This is a genomic window from Pseudodesulfovibrio sediminis, from assembly GCF_020886695.1.
Taxonomy (GTDB): Bacteria; Desulfobacterota; Desulfovibrionia; order Desulfovibrionales; family Desulfovibrionaceae; genus Pseudodesulfovibrio; species Pseudodesulfovibrio sediminis.
The window spans coordinates 1,276,198-1,296,712 of sequence record NZ_AP024485.1 but is presented as its reverse complement, the minus strand read 5'-3'; the positions used below and the strand labels follow the sequence as shown (position 1 = coordinate 1,296,712).

General features: G+C 52.2%; 12 protein-coding genes and 1 tRNA gene. 6 read left to right on the top strand and 7 right to left on the bottom strand.

Going from position 1 to position 20,515, the window contains the following annotated elements; translation table 11 throughout:
* Positions 1 to 315: 315 nt before the first annotated feature.
* The 5 genes from SRBAKS_RS06270 to SRBAKS_RS06250 form a co-directional block, all read right to left on the bottom strand.
* The gene (locus SRBAKS_RS06270) at positions 316 to 1,098 is read right to left on the bottom strand and encodes a hypothetical protein (RefSeq protein WP_229595152.1); all 783 of its coding nucleotides are present in this window, start codon (positions 1,096 to 1,098) and stop codon (positions 316 to 318) included.
* Positions 1,099 to 1,186: 88 nt separating this feature from the next.
* Entirely contained in the window at positions 1,187 to 10,144 is an 8,958-nt protein-coding gene (locus SRBAKS_RS06265) for a VCBS domain-containing protein (protein WP_229595150.1), read from the bottom strand.
* Positions 10,145 to 10,726: 582 nt separating this feature from the next.
* A complete protein-coding gene (locus tag SRBAKS_RS06260) occupies positions 10,727 to 12,832 on the bottom strand; it encodes a CHASE2 domain-containing protein (protein ID WP_229595148.1) in 2,106 nt (701 codons plus the stop codon).
* A 2-nt stretch (positions 12,833 to 12,834) separates the two neighbouring features.
* Positions 12,835 to 13,731 (bottom strand): M48 family metalloprotease, encoded by an 897-nt coding sequence (locus SRBAKS_RS06255; RefSeq protein ID WP_229595146.1) that lies wholly within the window; start codon positions 13,729 to 13,731, stop codon positions 12,835 to 12,837.
* A complete protein-coding gene (locus SRBAKS_RS06250) occupies positions 13,728 to 14,210 on the bottom strand; it encodes an SH3 domain-containing protein (RefSeq protein ID WP_229595144.1) in 483 nt (160 codons plus the stop codon). The genes SRBAKS_RS06255 and SRBAKS_RS06250 overlap by 4 nt, the downstream gene beginning before the upstream one ends.
* Positions 14,211 to 14,571: 361 nt before the next feature.
* Here SRBAKS_RS06250 and SRBAKS_RS06245 point away from each other — a divergent pair.
* The 5 genes from SRBAKS_RS06245 to SRBAKS_RS06225 all read left to right on the top strand — a co-directional run bounded on the left by SRBAKS_RS06245 (position 14,572) and on the right by SRBAKS_RS06225 (position 17,590).
* Positions 14,572 to 14,647, top strand: a tRNA-Ala gene (locus SRBAKS_RS06245).
* Between the two features lie 462 nt (positions 14,648 to 15,109).
* A complete protein-coding gene (locus SRBAKS_RS06240; protein WP_229595142.1) occupies positions 15,110 to 15,778 on the top strand; it encodes a hypothetical protein in 669 nt (222 codons plus the stop codon).
* Positions 15,779 to 15,799: 21 nt separating this feature from the next.
* The gene (locus SRBAKS_RS06235; protein ID WP_229595140.1) at positions 15,800 to 16,192 is read left to right on the top strand and encodes a hypothetical protein; all 393 of its coding nucleotides are present in this window, start codon (positions 15,800 to 15,802) and stop codon (positions 16,190 to 16,192) included.
* Between the two features lie 248 nt (positions 16,193 to 16,440).
* Positions 16,441 to 16,659, top strand: a complete 219-nt coding sequence (locus SRBAKS_RS06230; protein WP_229595139.1) for a DUF6933 domain-containing protein — start codon at positions 16,441 to 16,443, stop codon at positions 16,657 to 16,659.
* A gap of 694 nt (positions 16,660 to 17,353) precedes the next feature.
* Positions 17,354 to 17,590: a hypothetical protein gene (locus SRBAKS_RS06225; protein ID WP_229595137.1), complete on the top strand. Its 237-nt coding sequence runs from the start codon at positions 17,354 to 17,356 to the stop codon at positions 17,588 to 17,590.
* Between the two features lie 301 nt (positions 17,591 to 17,891).
* On the opposite strand, the gene SRBAKS_RS06220 is transcribed toward SRBAKS_RS06225, so the two are convergent.
* Both SRBAKS_RS06220 and SRBAKS_RS06215 read right to left on the bottom strand, forming a co-directional pair.
* Complete coding sequence (locus SRBAKS_RS06220; protein ID WP_229595135.1) at positions 17,892 to 18,635, bottom strand: DUF364 domain-containing protein; 744 nt, start codon at positions 18,633 to 18,635, stop codon at positions 17,892 to 17,894.
* Between the two features lie 490 nt (positions 18,636 to 19,125).
* Positions 19,126 to 19,500 carry a hypothetical protein gene (locus SRBAKS_RS06215; protein WP_229595133.1) on the bottom strand — a complete coding sequence of 125 codons (375 nt, stop codon included), beginning with the start codon at positions 19,498 to 19,500 and terminating at the stop codon, positions 19,126 to 19,128.
* Between the two features lie 112 nt (positions 19,501 to 19,612).
* On the opposite strand from SRBAKS_RS06215, the gene SRBAKS_RS06210 reads away from it, so the two are divergent.
* The gene (locus SRBAKS_RS06210; protein WP_229595131.1) at positions 19,613 to 20,482 is read left to right on the top strand and encodes an alpha/beta hydrolase; all 870 of its coding nucleotides are present in this window, start codon (positions 19,613 to 19,615) and stop codon (positions 20,480 to 20,482) included.
* The last annotated feature ends 33 nt before the right edge of the window (positions 20,483 to 20,515 follow it).

Below are 20,515 nucleotides of genomic sequence, written 5' to 3'. Positions count from 1 at the left end.
TGTTCAATGCTGCCTGTTGTATGAGCTATCTAATTAATTTTAAAGGTAGAATACAGACGAGTGGTATTAAATCAATTATTCTACTATTTTTTTGTGCATTTTTTGGCACGGCGCTGTGAGGTCAGGAAACCTTGGCTTTTGCGGAAAATGGACGTGAATTCTATTATTTCAGCTGGTTAAAGATGCCATAAGCGAACGATAACCTGTTGAGTCACAGAATATAGATGGTTGTTTTACTGCAACAATCACAAAAAAACCGCGCCATAAGCGCGGTTTTCATTTTGTGTTTTTTCATTCGGATCAAGCCCGGGAGATTTAATCCATATTCAGCCCGGAATGAATGATGTGATTGATGAGGTCATCAGTCGCATGCTCAGAATTCATGCCATAGTCCTGCATGGGGAGGTCCGGCTGGGAAATGCCAAGCAGCTTGACGACGATATCATCATGGCCGGTGTCGTTCTGGCCAATGACCAATTCTGTGAAGTCATGGTCATTATCAACAATGACGTCCTTGATGGACATGCCGTCCGGCAGTTCAAGGACATCGCTTCCGATATGGAAGTTGGAGACAACGATTTCACTTTCACCATGCTGCAGAACCGAGGGGTCAATGAAGAAGGGTTCAGCATCGGTATCGGTGTGGGCATGGACATGTTCGTCATTCACAAACAGGCCGTCATCAGCAAGGTCAACCAGGAGTTGATCGCTGGGCGGTATGGCGGCTGCATCGGCTATACCCGTGTCAATGAGATAGGAGCCATTGACATCCTGAACCAGGGAGAATGTCCCTTCGGTCCCAGATGGATTGAAGCTCGCGTCGTCAAAAAGGACATCGACCAACGTGTCGTTGTTGGCCAGAACCCAGTTTCCACCATCTCTCAGAAAATGAAAATCTGCATTCATGTCCAGAGTGTCTGCATCCTGAACAAGAAAGAACCTGATGTCCGGGTTTCCAGAAAACACGGAGACGAGTTGGCCCAGCAAGGCCGTGTCCTGACAGTTGTTCAGGACGATTTCAGGTTCGACAGGCACGGGGCCATCCAAGGTGTATGTGCCAAGCATGGTGGAATCAGTCATAGCTGTATTATCATTCATATTGGTCTCCTTTGCAAGGAGATTAAAAACTCGCTTTGAAATATATCCCGGACTCGGTCCTGAGACCGAGTCCGGGGTTGTGTGTTTGTTAGTTGTTATATTCAGGGGAATCAATGATTGCCTGAATCAGACTTCCCAGAGACTCGCTGTCGCCGTGGATATCCATATGTGCCGGCAGGTCATGAGCTTCAACACCCTGGAGACTGTAGTTTTCCAGCGTGATGGTCAGACTTGGGTCACTCGTAGCAGTGTTGCCGTCGTCAATGGTCAGCACAGTGTCGCTGCCATTCTGCTGGATGGAGATCGACATGGAGTCAAGGTCGTTCAGGATCAGGCTGTCGTCTCCCTCGAATCCGGTGACGGTCACATCGCCGCCAGCGGTACCGATGTAGTTGGGATCAATGATCACTGTGTCAGAACCGCCATCGTCCAGTGAGACCATGGTGGCGTCATCAGCGATGTAGATCAGGTCATCTCCGGAGGTGCCGGACATAAGGTGTTCAGTTATGCCGTTGACATCGGTTTCGTGGGCAGTATCAACCACGTTGGGATCGACATGGAGCGGGATATCGAGGCTTGCAGTGTCGGTTGCGCCATGACTGTCAGTCACAGTGTAATCGAAGTGCTCGGTGGTACTGGAAGTCAGAGACGACAAGTCGTCATCGAGGTCGTAGGACCAGTTACCGTCCGCATCGATAGTCAGGGTGCCGTGGTCACCATCAATGGTCGTATCGCCATTGTCGGCAACGGTTGTTCCATCTATGTCGGTGACATGGATGCTGTCTCCATTGTCCACATCCCAGTCGTTGTCCAGGAGGTTGCCAACGGCTTCGCCGTTGGCGACATTGGGGCCGAGGTCGTCGAGAGTGGCGGTTGAAGCTGCAATCGTAACGGATTCAATGGTGAAGTCGTCATTGCCTCCAGGAGCCTCAACCTCGACCCAATCGATGTTCTTGCTCGCGGTTCCTGTCAATGTATACGTCCCATTTACCAGATCGTCCGAGTCTATGTTGTAGGTCTTCTTTCCACCACCAACATAGTGAACCTTGATCTTTGCATCGTCGTTGCCATCGAATGCAGCATAGTCATTGGTGTGAGTATCATGACCAGTCGTAAACTTGATCTGCATTTCGTCGGTTCCCTGGGAGTCAGTTACATCGATGCGGACCTTGTCTCCATTGTTGATGGAGTCACGATCGAACCATCCCCAATGAACGCCCAAATCACCATCTATATCGACGAGATAGCCGTTGTTCGTAGAGATCGAGATACCATTGCCGCTGTATGTAGTCGGCGTTCCACTGAGGTTGAAGTTGTCTGTCACCAGATCCGTATCAGTGTGGCCTACAACAATACCGGTGTAGCTATCGTCAATCGCAATCGGTGCATCATTGGAGCCATTGATCAGGAAGCTGACCGTGGCCGTGTCAGTCGCGCCGTTGCTATCAGCGACCGTGTAGGTGAATGACTCGGTCTCAGTCTCGCCGCCGTTGAGGGCGTCGGCTGCTGCCGTGTCAGGTGTGTATTCATAGGAACCATCCGTGTGAATGGTCAGAGTACCGTATTGGCCGGTGAGGATTGCCGTATCCGCGTCGTCGCCAGTAGTGTCGGAGAGTTCAATGAAGCCTGTGTCGGCATCTTCTCCGAGCGCCACTTCCGTGACAACAAGGCCATGGTTTGCATCGACCGGAGCAACATTGTCCGTGTCGTAATCATTATCCAGCACGTTGCCGGAAGCCGTGGTGTTTGGCGTCACAGTCTGGGATACTATATTAGACAGCAGGCTGCCCAATTGACCCGATGAGATGGTTATCGGGGAATCGTCTTCATCAATGATGACCAGATTGTCGTTGGCATAGTCAATGCCAACAGCGGTCAGATGAACGCCATCAGTATTTCCAAGGGCTTGACTGTCGCTCCTCCAAGCTCCTCCGCCTTCATTCGGGCTGCCGTCTGAGATGAAGACTGCTTGTGTGTTACCAGGGTTAGCATTTACCCAGTCAATACCGGCATCAATTGCCGCTGTATAGTTGGTGCCTTCATTGACTCCATATCCTTTCATGGTATTGATGAATGCGATTGCGTCAGTGTATCCGGCGGAGACACTGCCACTGTCCACATCGCCAGCCGTTCCGGTGATAATGAACGTATCCTGGACCACATTGGAATCAAAGTCGATGATACCGACAGTGGTGGAAACGCCTTTAGCAAGGCTGTCCTGCAGATCTTCAAGCATATCCTTCAGGGCATCCTTGGCCGCCGTCATTCTGTTGGGCTCCATGGAACCGGAGGTATCAACGATCAGCAGGTAGTTCGACGGGTTGGTGGAGACGTTGATGCCGCCTTCCGTAACAACGTTGAAGCCGAAGGTGTCGCTGTCGGGAGTGTTGTCATACAGATCCGGGACAGCTACTGGAGCTGCGTTGTCGTCCTCACCATTGATGGTCACGGTGATGGTTTCGGTATCATTACCGTCGGCAGTGGTCACCTGGAAGTTCTGAGTGATGCTTTCATCGGTATCCAGATTTTGGACCGTGGATGAGGTGTTGTCCACCGTGAAGGTCCACTCGCCGTCGGCGTTCATGGTGAAGCTGCCGATCGGACCGGAGAGGGCGTTGCCGTCTTCATCCGTGCCGCCGAGCCAGGTGGGCGTGGTGCTCATGGCACCATTGCCGTCTGCGTCCTCAAAGGTCACGTTGCCGGTGGTGACCAGGTTGTCTCCAACAAGGTCAGTCGGGTTGTCTTCAAGTACGGAGCCGTTGTCATGAGCCGTAATGTTGGTCGGGTCTTCTACCGGGGTGACGGTGATGTCGAGGTCGGCAGAGTCGGTGCCACCGTTGTGATCAGTGATCGTGTAGGTCGCGGTGGGCACATCGCCGTTCCAGTTGGCATCCGGAGTGAAGGTATAGGAGCCATCGCCGTTGATGACCAGGTCGCCGCCGTCAAGCTCTGCGGTCTGGCCTGCGTTGTACTCGGTACCATCAACTGTGAACTTGGTCACGGACAGGCTGTCGCCGTCCACGTCGGTATCTTGGCCCACATGGCTGGCGTCGCCGTCGATCACGTTACCGGAGACGCTGCCGTCTTCAAGGCCGGAGTTGACGTCATTCGCCGCCACAGGCGCATCGTTCACCGGGTGGATATACAGAGTTATCGTCGCAGTATCGGTGAGGTCGCCGTCGGAAACGGTGTACTCGAAGGATGCGGTGCCATAGAAGTCCTGATCTGCGTCGAATTGGACGCCGGTAACATTGCCGTTGGTGTCTGTGACAAGCACAGGGGTGCCGTGGCCGCCGGGCACTGCGGAAACGCTTGCGATGTGCAGAGCGTCGCCTTCAGGATCAGTGTCATTAACGAGGATGTCGTCTGCTTCGATGACGATGGGGTTGGTCCCACTTTCGTTCTGGTCTTCGTAGAAGATGTAATCCACTTCGCCCATGGTTTCGTATTCCACACCGTGGATGAGGAAGTCGGTCTGGTGATTATCATCGGAGTACAGTGCGATTTCAGCGATGGGCTGGTCGTACTGTTGCTCAAAGACATCCAGAGTGATTGTTGGTCTGCCGTCAGCAGTCGCTTGAACAAAGATGGGATCGCCAAGAGCATTCCCTTCGCTGTCGTAAGCCTGAACAAAGGCGCCTTCAGTTTCACTCGCGTTGTTAAACAGGGCTTCGAAGGTCAATGTTACGGACTGAGCCGGACCATTATCAAGGGTCAGGTGCAGGATCTCGTCGCCATCGACTTCCTGATTGTTGTTGTCTGCAACGCCGATGGCGCTGAAGGATCCACGATTTTCAGAACCGAGTTCGGACTCTGACCAAGTGGTCATGTCGGCGGTCGGATCGCCAGTGAAGGCGGAGAAGGTCACTGACCCGTCGCCATCGGGATCGGCAAGGTTCAGGGAATGAACATCGCTGACAGCGTCCTGAGTGAGCACGGTCACCACGGTGGGATCAGTGTCATCGCCTTCACCGAAGTGATCATCGATGGCAACCGGACCGTCGTTGGAACCGTTTATGGTGATAGTAACAGTATCGGAATCGGTAGCGCCTGCGCTGTCGGTTGCCTTGATGTTATAGCTGAATGTAATGGACTCGCCCTCGGCCAGGAAATCGAGGTCCAAGTTGTGAGCGTCGTAGGTCCAGCTTGTGGAACCAGGGGCGGCTTGGGCAGTGGCTGTTGCCGTGAAGGTGCCACCGGTCAGTGCTGCAATCATATCAGAGTTCAGCTCGCCACCGGACCATCTGATGTCATCGTTGTATTCGGAGGAGATGTCGATTTCATCGTTGAGGTCGACATCATTGAAGTCAACGTCGCCTCTTGCGTACAGATCCTGTTCGCTTGCATCGCCAGCTTCCACGAACGGTGTTTCCTGAGCTGCGGCCTCGATGGTCGGAGCATCGTTGATGCCGTTCACGGTGATGACCAGGTCAGCACTCTGGGCAACGGGGTCGTTGTCCACGGTGTCGCCGTCAGTCATGGTGTAGGTGAAGGTTTCGGTAGGCGTTGCGCCTTCGGGCAGTGTCTCATCGGTGGCCGTGTAGGTGTAGTCACCGTCGGAGCCGATGACCAGGTTGCCGTGTACGCCAGTGATGGTCGCAGTGCCATCGGGATTGATGACTGCGTCGCCGGAAACCTTGTCGTTGACGAAGTCGACATGGGTGGTGCCGAAGGTGACTTCGGTTACGGACATTTCGCCGGGAGTGTTGTCGGCATCGATATCATTGTACAGTACGTTGTCGCTTACAGAGGAGTCGAGGCCGTCAAGATTCGGCTCATTGACAGTCTTTGCGTCCAGAACGGCGGTCGGATCTTCGTTGAGTGCGCCGGGCAGCACATCGATAGTGACCACATAAGGATCGCCATCGTTGTCCAGGCCTTCGCTGTCAACAGGGCGGTACGTGAAGGAGTCCGACTGAGCAAACTCGACATCCACATACTGCAGTTCCCAGTTGGCGTTCCAGTCTCTTGCATCGTCTTCGGTGGTGCCGAACACGATTTGGTCAAAGGCTGCGCCATCGAGGATGCTTTGGTCGAGAACCAGGGACTGGAAGGTGTCGCCATCTCCGTTGTCAATGGTTCCTGAATTGTCGCCAACGGTCCAGGTCATGGTCTCGTTATTGACCGTGCCTGAAGCAACCAGCACGCCATCGTCATAGGCTTCCCAGGTAGCAAACGCTTCCTGAGTAGAGTTGTCATCAAAGTATCCGCCCAACCCGCCAAAGCCGATTTCGGCAGAGGAGACATCCTTGCCACCGAAGTCGATGGTCAAAGTCTCACCGGCATCAAGGCCGCTGTGGTCCTTGTTGGCAAGCCCGTGGTCAATGTGACCGGCTTGGTCGTGGAAGACCTTGAGGGCTCCCTGGTTGATATGGGTAGTGATAGTTGTATCGGGAGTACCGTCGCCATCAGAGTCGAACTCCATGACGCGGGTGGACTTGTTTACTCGCTCGCCCCAGGTATCCAGTCCGGCATCTTCCGCAATGCGGGAACCAAGCAGAAGGCCCTGGCTTGCAGGAGCGTCACCAACATAGGTGAAGTTGTCGAGATCCTCGAACGTCGTGCCATTCTGGATGTCTGTATCAGTGACTTCCACGCCATCGTAGTAGAGCGTGCCGCTTTCGGGCAGGCTGGTGATGAGTATGGACGTGTCGAGGTCGTCAGTTGTGCTGTAGTCGTCTTCAACGTCAGTCACGGGGGCCACGTCGAAGTCGATGGCGATTGGTTCGCCGAAGTTGTTACCCTGGACAGTGAAGTCCGCAGCCAGGGGGGCATCGTTCTCGCCGTTGACCACCACGGTCACGGTGTGTTCGGTGCCATCGGTGGACTTGACGGTGAAGTCCTTGGTGAAGCCGTCGTTCACGCCGTCGATTTCGCCCAGGTGCTGGACGCTGGCGTTGCTGATTTCATACGACCATGTGCCGTCAGCGTTCATGGTGAACGTGCCGCCCTGATCGTCGACAATCTCGTCTTCCTGGAACAGGTTGTCCGTGTTGTCGACGTCAGACGCGAAGAGCTGTCCGCTGTCGGTCAGGAAACCGGCGGCAGTCACATCCATATCTTCGGTCATGCTGCCGGCGTCGTCGCCGGTGATGATGGCTGCGTCGTTGGTGCCGTCGATGGTGATGGTCAGCGTGGAGGATGCGGTCTTGGGGTCGCCGTCCTGGTTGTCGGACATGGTGTAAGTGAAGGTGTCGGTGACCGGATCATCGCCTACGTTCAGGGGGTCGGTGGCGTCAGGGTCTTCCACGTATTCGTAGGAGCCGTCAGCATTCAGGTACAGCGTGCCGTACTGGCCGTTCAAGACGTAGTCGTAGCCGTTGGTGTTGGTCTCAGCCTCGTTGTCAGTATTGTTGCTGGTAACATCGGTAACGGTGAAGTCGGCAAGGACATTGTCCACGTCGGTGTCAGCTCCGGCTCCGGTGACGTCGTCACCTGCGAGCACGTTGCCGCTGACAGAAGCCGCCGGATCGTCGTTTACGGATTCGGTAAAGGCGTTGGTATCGGCATGAGCAACCGGAGCGTCATTGGCGCCGGTAATGGTAATGGTCAGGGTGGAGGTATCGAAACCTGTGTGTACCGCTTCACCATCAGTCATGGTGTAGTTGAATACATCAGTGACGACCTCGTCGTCGTTATTCAGATAGTCTGTGGCATTGGCATCTTCCACGTACTTGTACGTACCATCTACATTCATATAAAGAGTGCCGAACTGACCTTGCAAGGCGTAATCATAGCCCATGGTGTCAGTGGGCTCCACGCCACCGGTCTGTTGGATGCCGGTGACTTCAAAGTCTGCAAGAACGTTGTCCACGTCCGTGTCGGCTCCGGCTCCGGTGTCGGCGTCGCCGGCAAGTACGTTGCCTTCCACAATGGCCGCGCTTTCATCATCAACGGATTCGGTGAAGGCGTTAGTGTCTGCCACGGCAACGGGGTTGTCGTTGGAACCGATGACGTTGATTGTCAGGGTTGCAGACTCGCTGAAGACGCCGTCGTCATATGTGTTGGTCAGGGTGTAGGTGAAGACGTCAGTGGGATTGTCGCCTTCGTTCAGAGCCTGAACATTCTCAGCGTCGTTGTGCAGTTCGTATTCGTAAGAACCGTCGGCGTGGATGGTCAGGGTGCCGTATTCGCCTTCGATGTCCATGGAGTCAACATTGTCGGGATCGCCGTCAGATGTGTACAGGGTGCCGCTGTCATTCTGGGAAATGACCGAGTGAACGAACATCTCGGTGTTGTCCACATCGTCGTCAGCCACGTCGCCTGCGGATTCGCCGGTGATGACGTTGCCGGAAACGATTGCGGCGGTGCCTTCGCCGTCACCATTCTTGATGCCGAATTCCTCAATGGAATTCTCGTCAGCGTAGCCAACGGGCTTGTCGTTGGCGCCGTTTACCGTGAATGTCAGATTCTGGTAGCTGTAGCCCAGTGCGCCGGAGTCATCCATGATTGCATAGGTGAACTGGTCGGTACCGGGGTTGTCGTAATTCAGTTCATCGAGATTGGGGTACTGATCCGGGTTTGAATCCGGCGTATAGAGTTCGTAAGTATAGCTGCCGTCAGGCTGGATGGTCAGTGTGCCGTAAAGGCCGTCGACGGAAACTGCGCCAGCGGCTTCGGCCACGTCGTATGTCTGGCCGTCTGCGACTTCGCCGCCGACTTCGTTGGGCTCTTCGATATCGATATCATAGGTGCCATGCGAGTAAACGCCCATGACAAACAGGGAAACGCCGTCAGGCTGATCGCCGGAGTCGGGATCGTAATCCGTGCCGCTGCCCATGTCATCGCCCGCGAGGACGTTGCCGGTGACAGTGGTGAAATCGCTTTCGGTGTAGTCATAACCTTCGCCGCCCTGGGCGAACACTGCGCCTTCACCACCGTGAATGGTCACGGAGCCGAGCTCGGCGTCATCAACATCAGCAGCCAGTTCGTAGGCTGAGGAGTCACCGACTTCAACTGCAGTAACGTTGTGATCGGCAACCGCTACGGGCATGTCGTTGGAACCGAAGACCGAAATAGTCAATTGAGCGGTGTTGCTCACAGCGCCTTCGGGGTCGACGATGTTGTAGTTGAAGACCTCATCAAAGACGTCGCCTTCATTCAGTTCGTCTGCGAGCGCTTGGTCCAATTCATATGTATATGAACCATCGGAGTTGATGGTCAGAGTCCCGTACTTGCCTTCAACAGATACGCTGCCGCCTTCGGGCACAACTTCAGCACCGGGGTTTTCGCCATTGTGATCGACGCCGTCGTAATCAATGGTGCTCATCTTGAGGAGATCGATGTTGTGGTCGACGTCCGTGTCAGCCACGCCACCGTTCTCGTCACCCAGGATGACGTTGCCCTCGATGATCTCGTTGGTCTGTTCAGGGTTGGGGTAATTCACAAAAAAGCCGGAGCCGTCATCGTCGGTCTGGAAGAAATCTCCAGAGGGTTCGTGTGTATTCTCACCGCCCTGGTACTCACCGCCCTGGTACTCACCGCCCTGGTACTCGCCGCCTTCGACGAACTGGACATGCTCTTCCATATTGAAGTCCGGATCGCCTTCTTCGGTGACTTCGTTGAAGTCGTCATTGGCAATGGGGGCCTGGTTGCCTCCAGTGGGGTCAAGGGTGTTGAATGCTGTGCGAGCATATGCGTCGCCCTGGCCGCCTAACGCGTCAATGCCGTCTCCCAGGGAGCCTGCATCGTCAGAGTATGCGCCTGCACCGGAACCGCCTGTTGCACCGTCTGCTGCGGTTTCAACATCGTCGGCTGTCTGTGTGTCGGGAAAAGCAAAGAGATAGACGTCGCCGGCTACCAGCTCGCCGTTCATGAGTTCAAACGTGGGAAGGGCACCAGACTCGGCGAGATCCTGGTATCCTTCAAGAACAATAGTGCCACCGCCTTCAAGGGTGATGACAAGGTTGCCGTTTTCGCCTGCAAAAGAGGCCTCACTTATGTCGAAGTCGAACTTGACAGGCGTATCTGCTGCGAGTTGATACGTCGTTGTCTTGCCCGATCCCGGAAGGGATACTTGCAGTGTAGGGGTCTTTGGGTCAGCCATGGTGTCCTCCAGAAAAGGTTATATTAAGCAATATAAAAAACGAGTTCGTTAACTTACACTAGAATATATTCATCTACGTGTTTTTAGTCAACGGCAAAAAGAGTTGTTAATCCAGGTTGTTAGTATGTGGATAACGGGAATGAGAGCACAGGGAGTGTCGAGGAGGACTGCGAAATTCAATGCCGTGATTTTCAGTGTTTATATCTGATTAGTCAAAGTTTTACACAAATAACTGTTGAAAAGTATTTTTCTAGAGAAAAGTTATCCTCAGTTTTTTTATACCGATGTCAGATCGTAATTATCTGGATTATCGAGTTAAAAATAACTGTCCGTGAGTGAAAAAGTATTTTCGCTTTTTTTGCGCCTGAAAAAGACTACAAAAAGTGGAGTCCCGTACGTGGTCGAGACGATAGGCGTGATTTCGTGTCCCTGAAAGGTCACTGCTGAACACGCATTCGCTGTCTGCAAAGGCGTTTTTAGAATTGGGTAATATTCGATTATGTCAGTATATTGTGTGGTGGACTGGCCACCAGTAGAAAACCGCTGGTACGGCAGGAGACAGAAAGAGGGAGAAGCGAGAGACTATTTGCTTGTCATGCTCCAGACACCGTCCCAAAGGGAGGGGGGATTTTTTGCCAGCATCCGACACTTAGCTTCATACCGGCTCGCGGCGGGGTCTTTTTCGGCGATAGAGGCAAATGTTTCCCTCCCTTTTTCAAAGTCGCCGGCATAAAAATGCTCCAGACCTCGTGAGAAGATGTGCAGCACTTCCTTTTTCTCTTCGTAGTCCTTTTCCGTCATGGGTTCGTAGACGACGACCGCCTGATCCTTACCGACAACCCGGAGACACGAGAGTTCTCTGACCGGCACCTTGCCATGCAATTGTTCCAGAGTGGCTCTGGAGATCATCGTGTAGGTTGCGAACTGCTTGTTCACCGACTCCAGTCGTGCTGCCAGATTCACTGAATCGCCGAGCATGGTGTAGTCGAATCGGTCGTGGGAGCCGAGATTGCCCACTACGGCTGGACCTGTGTTCAGCCCTATGCGCATGTGGAATGACTTGCCGGTCCTTTTGAAAAGTTCGGGACGCATCTCCGCCAGTTTCTGTTGGCAGTCCAACGCGGCACAAACGCCGCGCAATGCATGGTCAGGCTGGTCCACTGGAGCATTCCAGAAGGCTATGATGGCGTCGCCTTCATACTTGTCCACCGTGCCGCCCGTACTCTGGATAATGTTGGTCATGGCGGTCAGGTAATCGTTGAGTACGCTGGTCAGTTCTTCCGGGTTCAATCCTTCGGAGATGGACGTGAACCCTTCGAGATCAGAGAAGAAAATGGTCAATTCGCGTCGCTCGCCTCCCAGTGTCAGCTTGTCGGGATTTGCGAGTAGCTGGTCGATGACCTTGGGGCTGAGATACTGTTTGAATGCGGATTTGATAAATCGCTTCTGGCGACCTTCGGTGGCATATTTGATGGCTCCGGCAAGGAAAAGCGCGGTAAAACAGCTGGCGAGCTGGACGGCCATGCCGGACCATATACCATAGTAATAGGTGCCCATGGCAAAGCCCACGGGCAGGGCGAGAGTGACGCCGGAGGCCGCTATGGTGAGCCAGAGGTTGCGGAACAGGGTGACGCTGAGTCCTGCGAGCAGGGCAAAGAGTATGGTGGTGAGGATGTCGACCCGGAGTTCCATGGGATACATGAAGTCGCCTGAGAGCATGTTGTCCAGAGCTGTGGCATTGATCAGGACACCGGGAGAGACGCCGCCGAGCGGAGTGGGGCGCAGGTCGAAGAGCCCTGTGGCCGAGAAGCCGAAGAAAACGTATTTCCCCGTGAAATCATTCAGATCAACAAGGGATTCCTGTCCATCGGCCATGCGCATGCCGCTTTCCATGATCGAGGCCGCGCTATACGCCTTGTACGCATTTTTACCTCTATAGTTGAGTATGGCTTCGCCCTTGTTGGTGACGGGAATGGGGGTGGAACCGATGGTCACGGATGTCGGGGCCAGGGTGATACTCAGGGGTTCTGCCATGAGCGCGGCAGAAAGGGGCAGCGAAGGGGCATAGCGGTCATCGAATTTGATCAAAAGCGGGATGCGTCGATAGATGGTGTCCGCGTCCGGTGAGACGTTGACGTTGCCCACCCCGGTAATGCCCACGGCCAGATCCTGGATCGGAAAGGTGGCCACAGGGGATGTGTACAGGGTCGTGTCACCGGCAAGGGGGAATAAAGGGGCAGGGATGTAGTCCGGCCATGCGGTCGCAGAGCCGTCTTTGCGGGCAAAGTCGGCAGCCAGGGTGACCCTGCCCATCTTTTTGAACGCGTCGGCCAGGGCCGCATCATCGTTTACACCGTAGACAGACGGTTCGGTGAAGACCACATCGAAGGCAAGAGCGGCCACACCGGCCTCCCGGCAGAAATCAACCAGTGGAACATAGGCCTGTCTGGGCCACGGCCAGCCGAGGCCGAATTGCTCCTTGGACCAATCCAGAGATTTCTGGTCCAGTAGGATTATGCGTATGTCGTCCGTGGAAATCCCCGGCCTGGAAAGTACTCGTGCGCGCAGGTCAAAGGTCACAGCTTCCAGAGACTCAAGCAGGTTCAGGGAGAGCGCCCCTATGGCCAGGGCCGCGCCCAGAAGTCCGGCCATCAGACCGGCCATTACCTTCTTAAGCCCTCGGGACATGCTCACATTCCTCCGGTCATCCGCAGAAAACGCATTCCTCTGTTCATGTTCGGTTTAGGCTTGCAGTACGGGCCGATGGCCTGAGTCACCACCTTCATGCGATCATCGGGGCTGGGGTGGGTGCGTGCAAAGCCCCGGCCATCAGGTTTGATACGGGATTTCATGACGGACAGCATGTCGACTATGTAGTTGGGATTGTACCCTACCCGCTGCATGATGGTCACGGCATCCGTGTCCGCTTCTTCTTCAAAGGAGCGGGAGTAGCCACTGTCGATCATGGTGGTCGTGATGTCCTTGATGGTCCCGTCAAAGGTGGTTGTCAGTTCTTTGAGAGTGCCGCCTGAAAAGGTGGATGTACCAGTCAGGGCCAGCGTGGTCACACCGTCGCTGACGCGCGATTTTTGAATGGCCTGAAGGCCGTGTTGACGCTGAACATGGCCGATTTCGTGCGCGAGCACTGCTGCCATGGCGTCTTCCGTTGTACAGCACTGCAGCAGGCCTTTGGTCACGAAGACGAATCCGCCAGGCGCGGACAATGCATTGATTTCATCTGAATCAAGAACCAGAAAATGATACCCGCCAAAGGTCTCGGGGAGGTCGGAAGCCATGGCCAGGGTTTGTCCCATGACATTGACATATTGCCGACTTTTATTGTGCTTCAGCGGTTTGTATTTTGTCAGGATGTAGGCGGAAACGGAACGACCTATGTAGTACTCCTGTTCCGGGGTGATGTCCTTGAACCCGGCCGCAATTTTTTTACCGCTTTTCAAAGCATCAACCACAGTATCCGTGTCAATCTCGAAATCCCCGAGCGTGATGCCGAATGCCTGTGCGAGGCCGGGAATCAACAAAGCCGGAGCCACAGTCGCGAGAGAGGCAAGGAAATGTCTGCGCTTCATTTGACCTCTCCTGCAAGCCCGCCATCCTTCATGAATTTCTGGATCGTGTTCGGTGATACGGTGAGTTTTTCCATCTGGTTCACCGTGGCGTAATCCAGTTTCTGTTCGCTTTTGTATTTATCTTCGACCTGTTTGTTGAACCCCTTGCCAGCCAATGCCAACTCATCGGACTCAGCTGCCGCTTCGACATCCTTGTTGGTGGGCTTGAGGATAATCTCTTGTTCGGACAGCGCGGATACGTGCATCCAGCCGGCCGCACCCGAGGGGGATTTGACTTTGCGCCAATCGTTCTTTTCGCTGAGCATCTCCACACGATCCCCATAGGAAAGTTTGGATATGACTTTGCTCAGATAGCCGGGTTTGTCCCGCAACTGCCCGGATCTGACCTGGATGCTCAGCATCTGCGCTGCCAGGGCCACACTGACCACAAGGGCGAGAGCCGCTGTGACCAACAGCGATGACTTCAGAATGCATTTCATTGGTGTTCTCCTCCAATCTGAATCGACCGATTCATTCTCTTAGGATACCCATACAAAAAACGGGTAGAGTGTACAACCGCCAAGCGTTGTTGTTGAGTGAATCTTCCAGTCCAATTGAAGACCATTCTGGCCTTGGGGAGGGGCGTGAAACAGAGGATATACCGTCAAGTAGCGTGTCCGGAACAACGATCTTCAGGCCCTCCACTGTCCCTGCTGCACCATTTTAAGCGGGAAAGAGGGGTATCCCGGACATATCATTACTGATAATCGGAACCCTTAGTCGATATTATTTTTCTGTCAGGCTCGTTTTTTTTATTGACAATCGTCGCATCATTGAGCAATTTGGCGGTCCCAACAGCGTGGGGCTGTAGCTCAGTTGGGAGAGCGCTTGAATGGCATTCAAGAGGTCGTGGGTTCGATTCCCTCCAGCTCCACCAATGATTTCAAAGGCTTAGAAGGTTTTTCTTCTAAGCCTTTTTTCGTGGAATATACAAAAGAATATACAAATGATGTCAGGGGGGATGGAAGCAGGATCTGGGATAATAGGTGTGTTGTCTCCCTAATCCCATGAAAACATGCCTATAGAGTATGGTTTTTTATAATACTAACTATAATGAGTATTCCTATATTAGTAGAAATGAATCATACAAAGGAGGAATTATGCCGATGAAGAAATTGGGAAAATGCATTTTTTTACTGCTTTTTTTGGTCCTTGGGATAGTTGGATGTGTCAAAGTTCCAAACGTGAAGGTATACGCAGACGCGATTGTTGACACTAAAAGCGAAGTGCAGTTGATTGCAGAGGATTTTTCGGAGTCACCCAATCGTACTGTCATGTATATCTATAAAATGTCTGTGCCGAGTGAAGGGGGGGGGGCTACGAAGGTTATCAGGAAGAATTGGGTACTGCTCAATTATGGATGAACAGCGGAAAAGTTTTTTCCGAAATGCACCTTATTCTAATATATTATGGTATTGCCCTTCAGCAATTGACTCAAGATGAGACCATAAATTTCGATGATGAAATCAAAGATTGCACATCCAGTCTCAACAGCCTTTTGAATAAGAAGGGGAGTACATCTCTAGATAGTAAATTCGGCTCTGGATTTACCAGTGCCATCGACGAAACCGCTAAGATCGTCATGAAGTGGGCCTCCGATACTTATCGTCGTAGCGAACTCGAAAAGGTTTTTGCTGACGATGGAAAAGATATCAGGAAGTTCATGATGCAATTAAGGTCAGTTAGCGTCTATGGATATAAGAAACTGTTGGATAGGGAAGAGGAAGAAGCAAGTATCTATTTTGATGACATGCTCAAAAAGCAAAAGGACGTTGTTGCTTCAACGCTCCTAAAAGAACGGCAGATGCAATTTGCATCAGAATTGAAAGAGCGAAGAGCTATTCTGGCTAGTTATTCCCAAAAGATGGATAATATCATCGCCGCACATGAGGCACTGATGGAGCTTGCTTGGCGTGGTAATCTTGATGTCGAAACTCTGGTTACAGAAGTTCGGCTTTTGGTTACTGATATATATACGATAAGGGATAGTTTTGAGGTCGTGGAATAAGTAAACGCTTAGGAGGTCAAAATGTCCAACAACGACACCGATAAAATAGTTTCTGACTTGATCGAGCAAGCAGAGAAAATTTACCAATTTTGTGATGACAATGAGAATTCTTTGCAGGAACAAGAGGTAGAGGATTTGAGAAACGAGGCTGGTTCTCTGCGCCGTAAAGCTCGAAGGATTGAAGCATTGGGAGTGTTTGAGCTATTCACTGAGATTCGGTCATTAGTACCATCGGTTAAAAAGGCAACCTCCAGACTTAATGAGGTTTCGAAAAACCTGGAGACCGTCAAAGAAATAATGACAGCTGCCGCTGCAGCAATCAATCTTGCTGCTGCGATCTCCATTGGAGATGCCGGAGGGGTGGTTTCTTCTCTCCAGCAGGCTGGTAAGGCCATTGAAACACTCTCCTCGTAATGAGTCATGCAAGGCACTACCTTTTTGAGAAAGAGGTAGTGCCTTGTCGTCGAGGCTCGATTTGCGAAATTATGGGGACACCTCCCTAATTATATTTCGGGTTTGGAGTTAGGAATTAGAGGTACACCATACCTATTAAATGAATAACCCACCACATCATCCTGGAGAATTTATCTGAGTTGATCCTGAGCCCGATTGTGGCTACCAGAGTGAGGAACCCTTCACCACCCAACGAGATGAGATCATAGATGCCTTATATTGGATGTACTCAGAAGCTTTTGGCCGAGATCAAGCCAGCACAAATCCTAGAGCCCGCTGATAAACGTGGGCTACAAGGCTGGCATGGCAATATCTTTAGATTCTTTCGTAGAAAATCCGTTCTTTTGGTCAATGATGAAACTCGGTTTGCCGTGTTTATGCCCGGATTGGTTAAAAGGGACTTCATGGACTTCGACAAGGAGTTGTAAGTGGTTATAAGTTGTTCTACTTATATCTTGTTAGTTCTTGCAATGCAAACGTTTCTATAAAGTCGAAGGGATAATTTGAGCAGGTGCAAAAAAAAATGGTCAACCATCCGGTCAACCAAACGCATTCAACACACCTCCAACATCACTGATTTCCTGTTGATTTCATAATAAAAAGTCAAAGTATTTCAATCGTTACACAATCGTCCTCCTGCATGGCATTCAAGAGGTCGTGGGTTCGATTCCGCGTAGCTCCACCAAGATTATAAAGGCTTGGAAGGTTTTCCTTCTAAGCCTTTTTTCGTGGAATATACGGTAGAATAGTTATGGTTAGTCTACACTTTTGGTCTGTGGCATTGTGCGGACTGTGACTCCGAATCATGTTGATATTTCAGGGTTATGCTTTGTTGCTTTCCCCTTTCTTTCATAGGGGGAAGTCCCTTTTCTATTGATTGCCGGATTAAGCTATGTCAAGAAAGGCATAATCTGTTTGGATGTAACAAGAGGAATGTGGATGTCGCAGGGGTATCCAAAACGGCAGTGTGTCTACAATTTTCTCCATTTCACGTGGATTTCGCAGTAGGCGCAACTACGTGTAGGTTACGGAAAATCACTGAAATTCAATCCCTTGGGTCGGGGCACAGACTCCAGCCACAGGATCGAATACAGAACAACCATAAATCAACGAGCGCAGGATATGAACAGAGAACAGGAAAAGGGTAAAACAATTTACATAGGCTACCACCCCCGGACGCATGATGGTAGCTCTCCACAATCTCGCACCCTCAGTGACGCCATTACAGTAATGGACGCCTTCAACAAAAAGCAGGGGGAGGGGAGGCTTCGGGCCGAGGTCGTTGGAATCGCCTGTAGCGATCTTTGCGCTGTTGCCGTTATGGAAACAACAATCGACAAAGTCTGGCAGTACATCTAATTCCCGCCGAATCGCTTTCAAAAAGCCGCTGTAGCCGTGTCTCTTCTGTGAGGTGATTCACCTCACAGAAACTTGGTAAAATCCCTGCAAGGCAGGGCTGGTGTAAAGTAGAGACTTTTTGGTCACAAGCAGAGCCTGAGAATTGCATCTGCGCAAATCGGGGTTCAGCGAGCCCCGGAGTGTGCGGGGACTGAAGTCCGTGTGGTCACAAACGATTCTACTCTGATAACACAGCGTATCTCCAGGCATTTTCCCGCATGGTTTGTCATTTTTGGCAGGTCTGGAAAAACGCACAAGCGTATTACAGTACGAGAAGTGTTTTTTTGGAAAACTTCTGGATTACTGGCGTGCCTTTGGCCTGCCGCACAGCCCTGAGCGTAGCCTCGGAATCCATGGGCACGGTGCCGGCGAGCAGACGTACGTTCTCTTGAAACGGGGCTTTCAGCAATGGGGTGGAAGGCCCCATCAAAGCCACGCGCACATCATTGCTCATGCTGGTGAGCAGATCATCCAACGTATTATTGATGATGCTGGTGGAGGTCACTATGGCGACCTCAGCCCAGGAGTCCAGCCTTTCCGAGAACTGCAGCTCATCACCCAATCCTTTGCCCCTGTCGACAAATTCCACCTGGGCTCCCCTCTCCTGAAGACGGGCAACAATGGGAGCAAAGTGGCCCACCATGGCGACTTTGGTTCCTTGGTCTATGCCCAGCGTGTCGAACATAATCGAGTTGTCTCTGTCTTCCGGTAACTTCTGGGCCTGGGCGTGATTTAAGGCATTGATGAGCGCCAACCCGATGGCCCGGTGCAGATCCCTGCCCGAGAGGAGCAGGTCCAATACCTCGGATGCGGGCCTGCCTTCATAATCCTCATTGGGAGGCAGCACCGAGCATTCTCCCTTTTTCGAGTCGGGGGTATAGGCAACCCCGATGCCGCCATCATCAGTATATACGGCAGTGTATCCCAATCCAATGGTCAGGTTTTCCAAAAATCGGCCTTCTGCCTGCTCCTGCATGCTTTCTACCAGTTGCTTGCAAATACCCATGGGGGTGCCTCCTTGGTTCGTCGTTTGAACGTGAAATATTTGTTAAGAGGATAGTATTCATTATAGTAGCTTTGAGTGGCCGCCAACATACTCCTCTGTGAATAAAAAGCAAAGATTTGAAAAAAAAAGGACCGGGCGTTTCGTTTCAGTCTGTTGGTGATGGTGACCTTTTCCGGATAGCCGCCGATAGGTCCCTGGCCTTGTCCTCTGTATTTTCCAGGAGAGTGGCTCGCCCGCAGCCGTCTTCATCCCGGATCAGCTCGCTTTCCACCACTGCGGTAAGAGCGGCCAGACCGTTCAAACGGATACAATCCCTCTTGTGTCCGGACATGGCGCGGTGGAAATAGACGGCGTGTCGGCGTAACTGAAATTCACCGTGACCACATAGGGGGTGCTGTCGGCCCAGAGTCCGAGTTGCATGGTCGTACAGCTCCTTAGCCGTTATCGCACAGTGGCCTTATCCTTATTCACGTTTGGGATGCCGCAGAGGTTACTCCTTTGTGTGGTTGTTCAGCAGGTTGTCGAGCAGCGGACGCGGCTGTTCGCATTCATTGACCCGGAATCGCATATGTTTCGCATCCTGCACGAACGGCGCGTCTACGATCTCGCTGTTACAATTATTCATCAGTAGTTCCATGCTGCGGAGAGTGTTTTCCAGATGAACTGCACACCAAGGATGTTCGGCCTCGTCATGGACGCTCTTCGGCTCGCCCAGAACGATCAGGACGTCGAAGTCGTCCGGGTCGGGCAGCCGTGTGTTTGCATACACGGGGGTTTTGGTCAGGGTGTGGCCGTTGACAAAGGCCCATTCTTCCAGAGCGGCGGGGCCTTCAAAGGGAACATGTTCGAAAGTATGAACGCGCATGTCGGCGTTCTATCCTCCGTGGTTGTCGTTTGGAACACGATCAAAGCAGATATGGGACCAATATCGCCGGTTGAAGGGGATCGAAAATAATAGGTGAATCAGAGGCTTTTGCATGAATGTCTACAGAGAATTTGCCAATGCTGAAGATATCGATCGGGAATACAACGCTGTTTCAATGGTTTCGGATTTGAATGCCTATATGGCGTTTGACTCTGACGCAAACGAGACAACCAGAAATGAGTTGAAGTGTACTCTGGATGTCCCTTATGGGCATAACGTTGATGAAACTCTGGATATTTTCCCCGCCGAATCAGCCGATGCACCGGTCGTGATCTTTATTCACGGCGGATATTGGAAAAGCATGAGCAGCCGCGATTTCAGCCTTGTCGCCAAAGGGCTTGTGGCTATCGGTTTCACTGTCGTTATTCCCAATTATTCGCTTTGCCCATCGGTCGTACTGCCGATAATAACGCATCAGAATCGGGCCGCTGTTGCGTGGGTGTATGAATATATCCACACATTCAATGGCGATTCCGGCAATATCTTTATTTGCAGACATTCTGCCGGTGCTCAACAGGTTGGCATGCTGGCGGCCACGGACTGGGAAGGGGAATATCGTGTGTCGAAAGAAGCCATTCGAGCAGGTGTTCCAATAAGCGGCATATTCGACCTATCCCCTTTGTATTATTCCTGGCTGCAACCAACACTCCGGCTAACGCACGATTGTATTCTGCGGGAGAGCGCCTTGTTTCAGCTTCCGGCAGGCGACATGCCGCTGCTTGTCTCTGTCGGGGCTGATGAATCTTCAGAGTTTATCCGGCAGGCCAGAGAGTACCAAACCGCAGCAGAGCAGGCGGGGAACAGTGCAGATTTATACATTCAGGAGGAGAGAAATCACTTTACGACAATCAGGGATCTGTTCTTTGAAGATGGCCGATTTACCCAAAGGCTCCTTGTCTTTATAGAGCAGAACAGCCGCTGATCGCCCGATATTCAAGGGAAGACGTGCTGGGGG

What these genes read in the sequence shown, in the direction of transcription:
- SRBAKS_RS06270 (WP_229595152.1), bottom strand. Translation starts at nt 1,098, where the DNA reads ATGAATGATAATACAGCTATGACTGATTCCACCATGCTTGGCACATAC.
- SRBAKS_RS06265 (WP_229595150.1), bottom strand. Translation starts at nt 10,144, where the DNA reads ATGGCTGACCCAAAGACCCCTACACTGCAAGTATCCCTTCCGGGATCG.
- SRBAKS_RS06260 (WP_229595148.1), bottom strand. Translation starts at nt 12,832, where the DNA reads ATGTCCCGAGGGCTTAAGAAGGTAATGGCCGGTCTGATGGCCGGACTT.
- SRBAKS_RS06255 (WP_229595146.1), bottom strand. Translation starts at nt 13,731, where the DNA reads ATGAAGCGCAGACATTTCCTTGCCTCTCTCGCGACTGTGGCTCCGGCT.
- SRBAKS_RS06250 (WP_229595144.1), bottom strand. Translation starts at nt 14,210, where the DNA reads ATGAAATGCATTCTGAAGTCATCGCTGTTGGTCACAGCGGCTCTCGCC.
- SRBAKS_RS06235 (WP_229595140.1), top strand. Translation starts at nt 15,800, where the DNA reads ATGTCCAACAACGACACCGATAAAATAGTTTCTGACTTGATCGAGCAA.
- SRBAKS_RS06230 (WP_229595139.1), top strand. Translation starts at nt 16,441, where the DNA reads ATGCCTTATATTGGATGTACTCAGAAGCTTTTGGCCGAGATCAAGCCA.
- SRBAKS_RS06225 (WP_229595137.1), top strand. Translation starts at nt 17,354, where the DNA reads ATGAACAGAGAACAGGAAAAGGGTAAAACAATTTACATAGGCTACCAC.
- SRBAKS_RS06220 (WP_229595135.1), bottom strand. Translation starts at nt 18,635, where the DNA reads ATGGGTATTTGCAAGCAACTGGTAGAAAGCATGCAGGAGCAGGCAGAA.
- SRBAKS_RS06215 (WP_229595133.1), bottom strand. Translation starts at nt 19,500, where the DNA reads ATGCGCGTTCATACTTTCGAACATGTTCCCTTTGAAGGCCCCGCCGCT.
- SRBAKS_RS06210 (WP_229595131.1), top strand. Translation starts at nt 19,613, where the DNA reads ATGAATGTCTACAGAGAATTTGCCAATGCTGAAGATATCGATCGGGAA.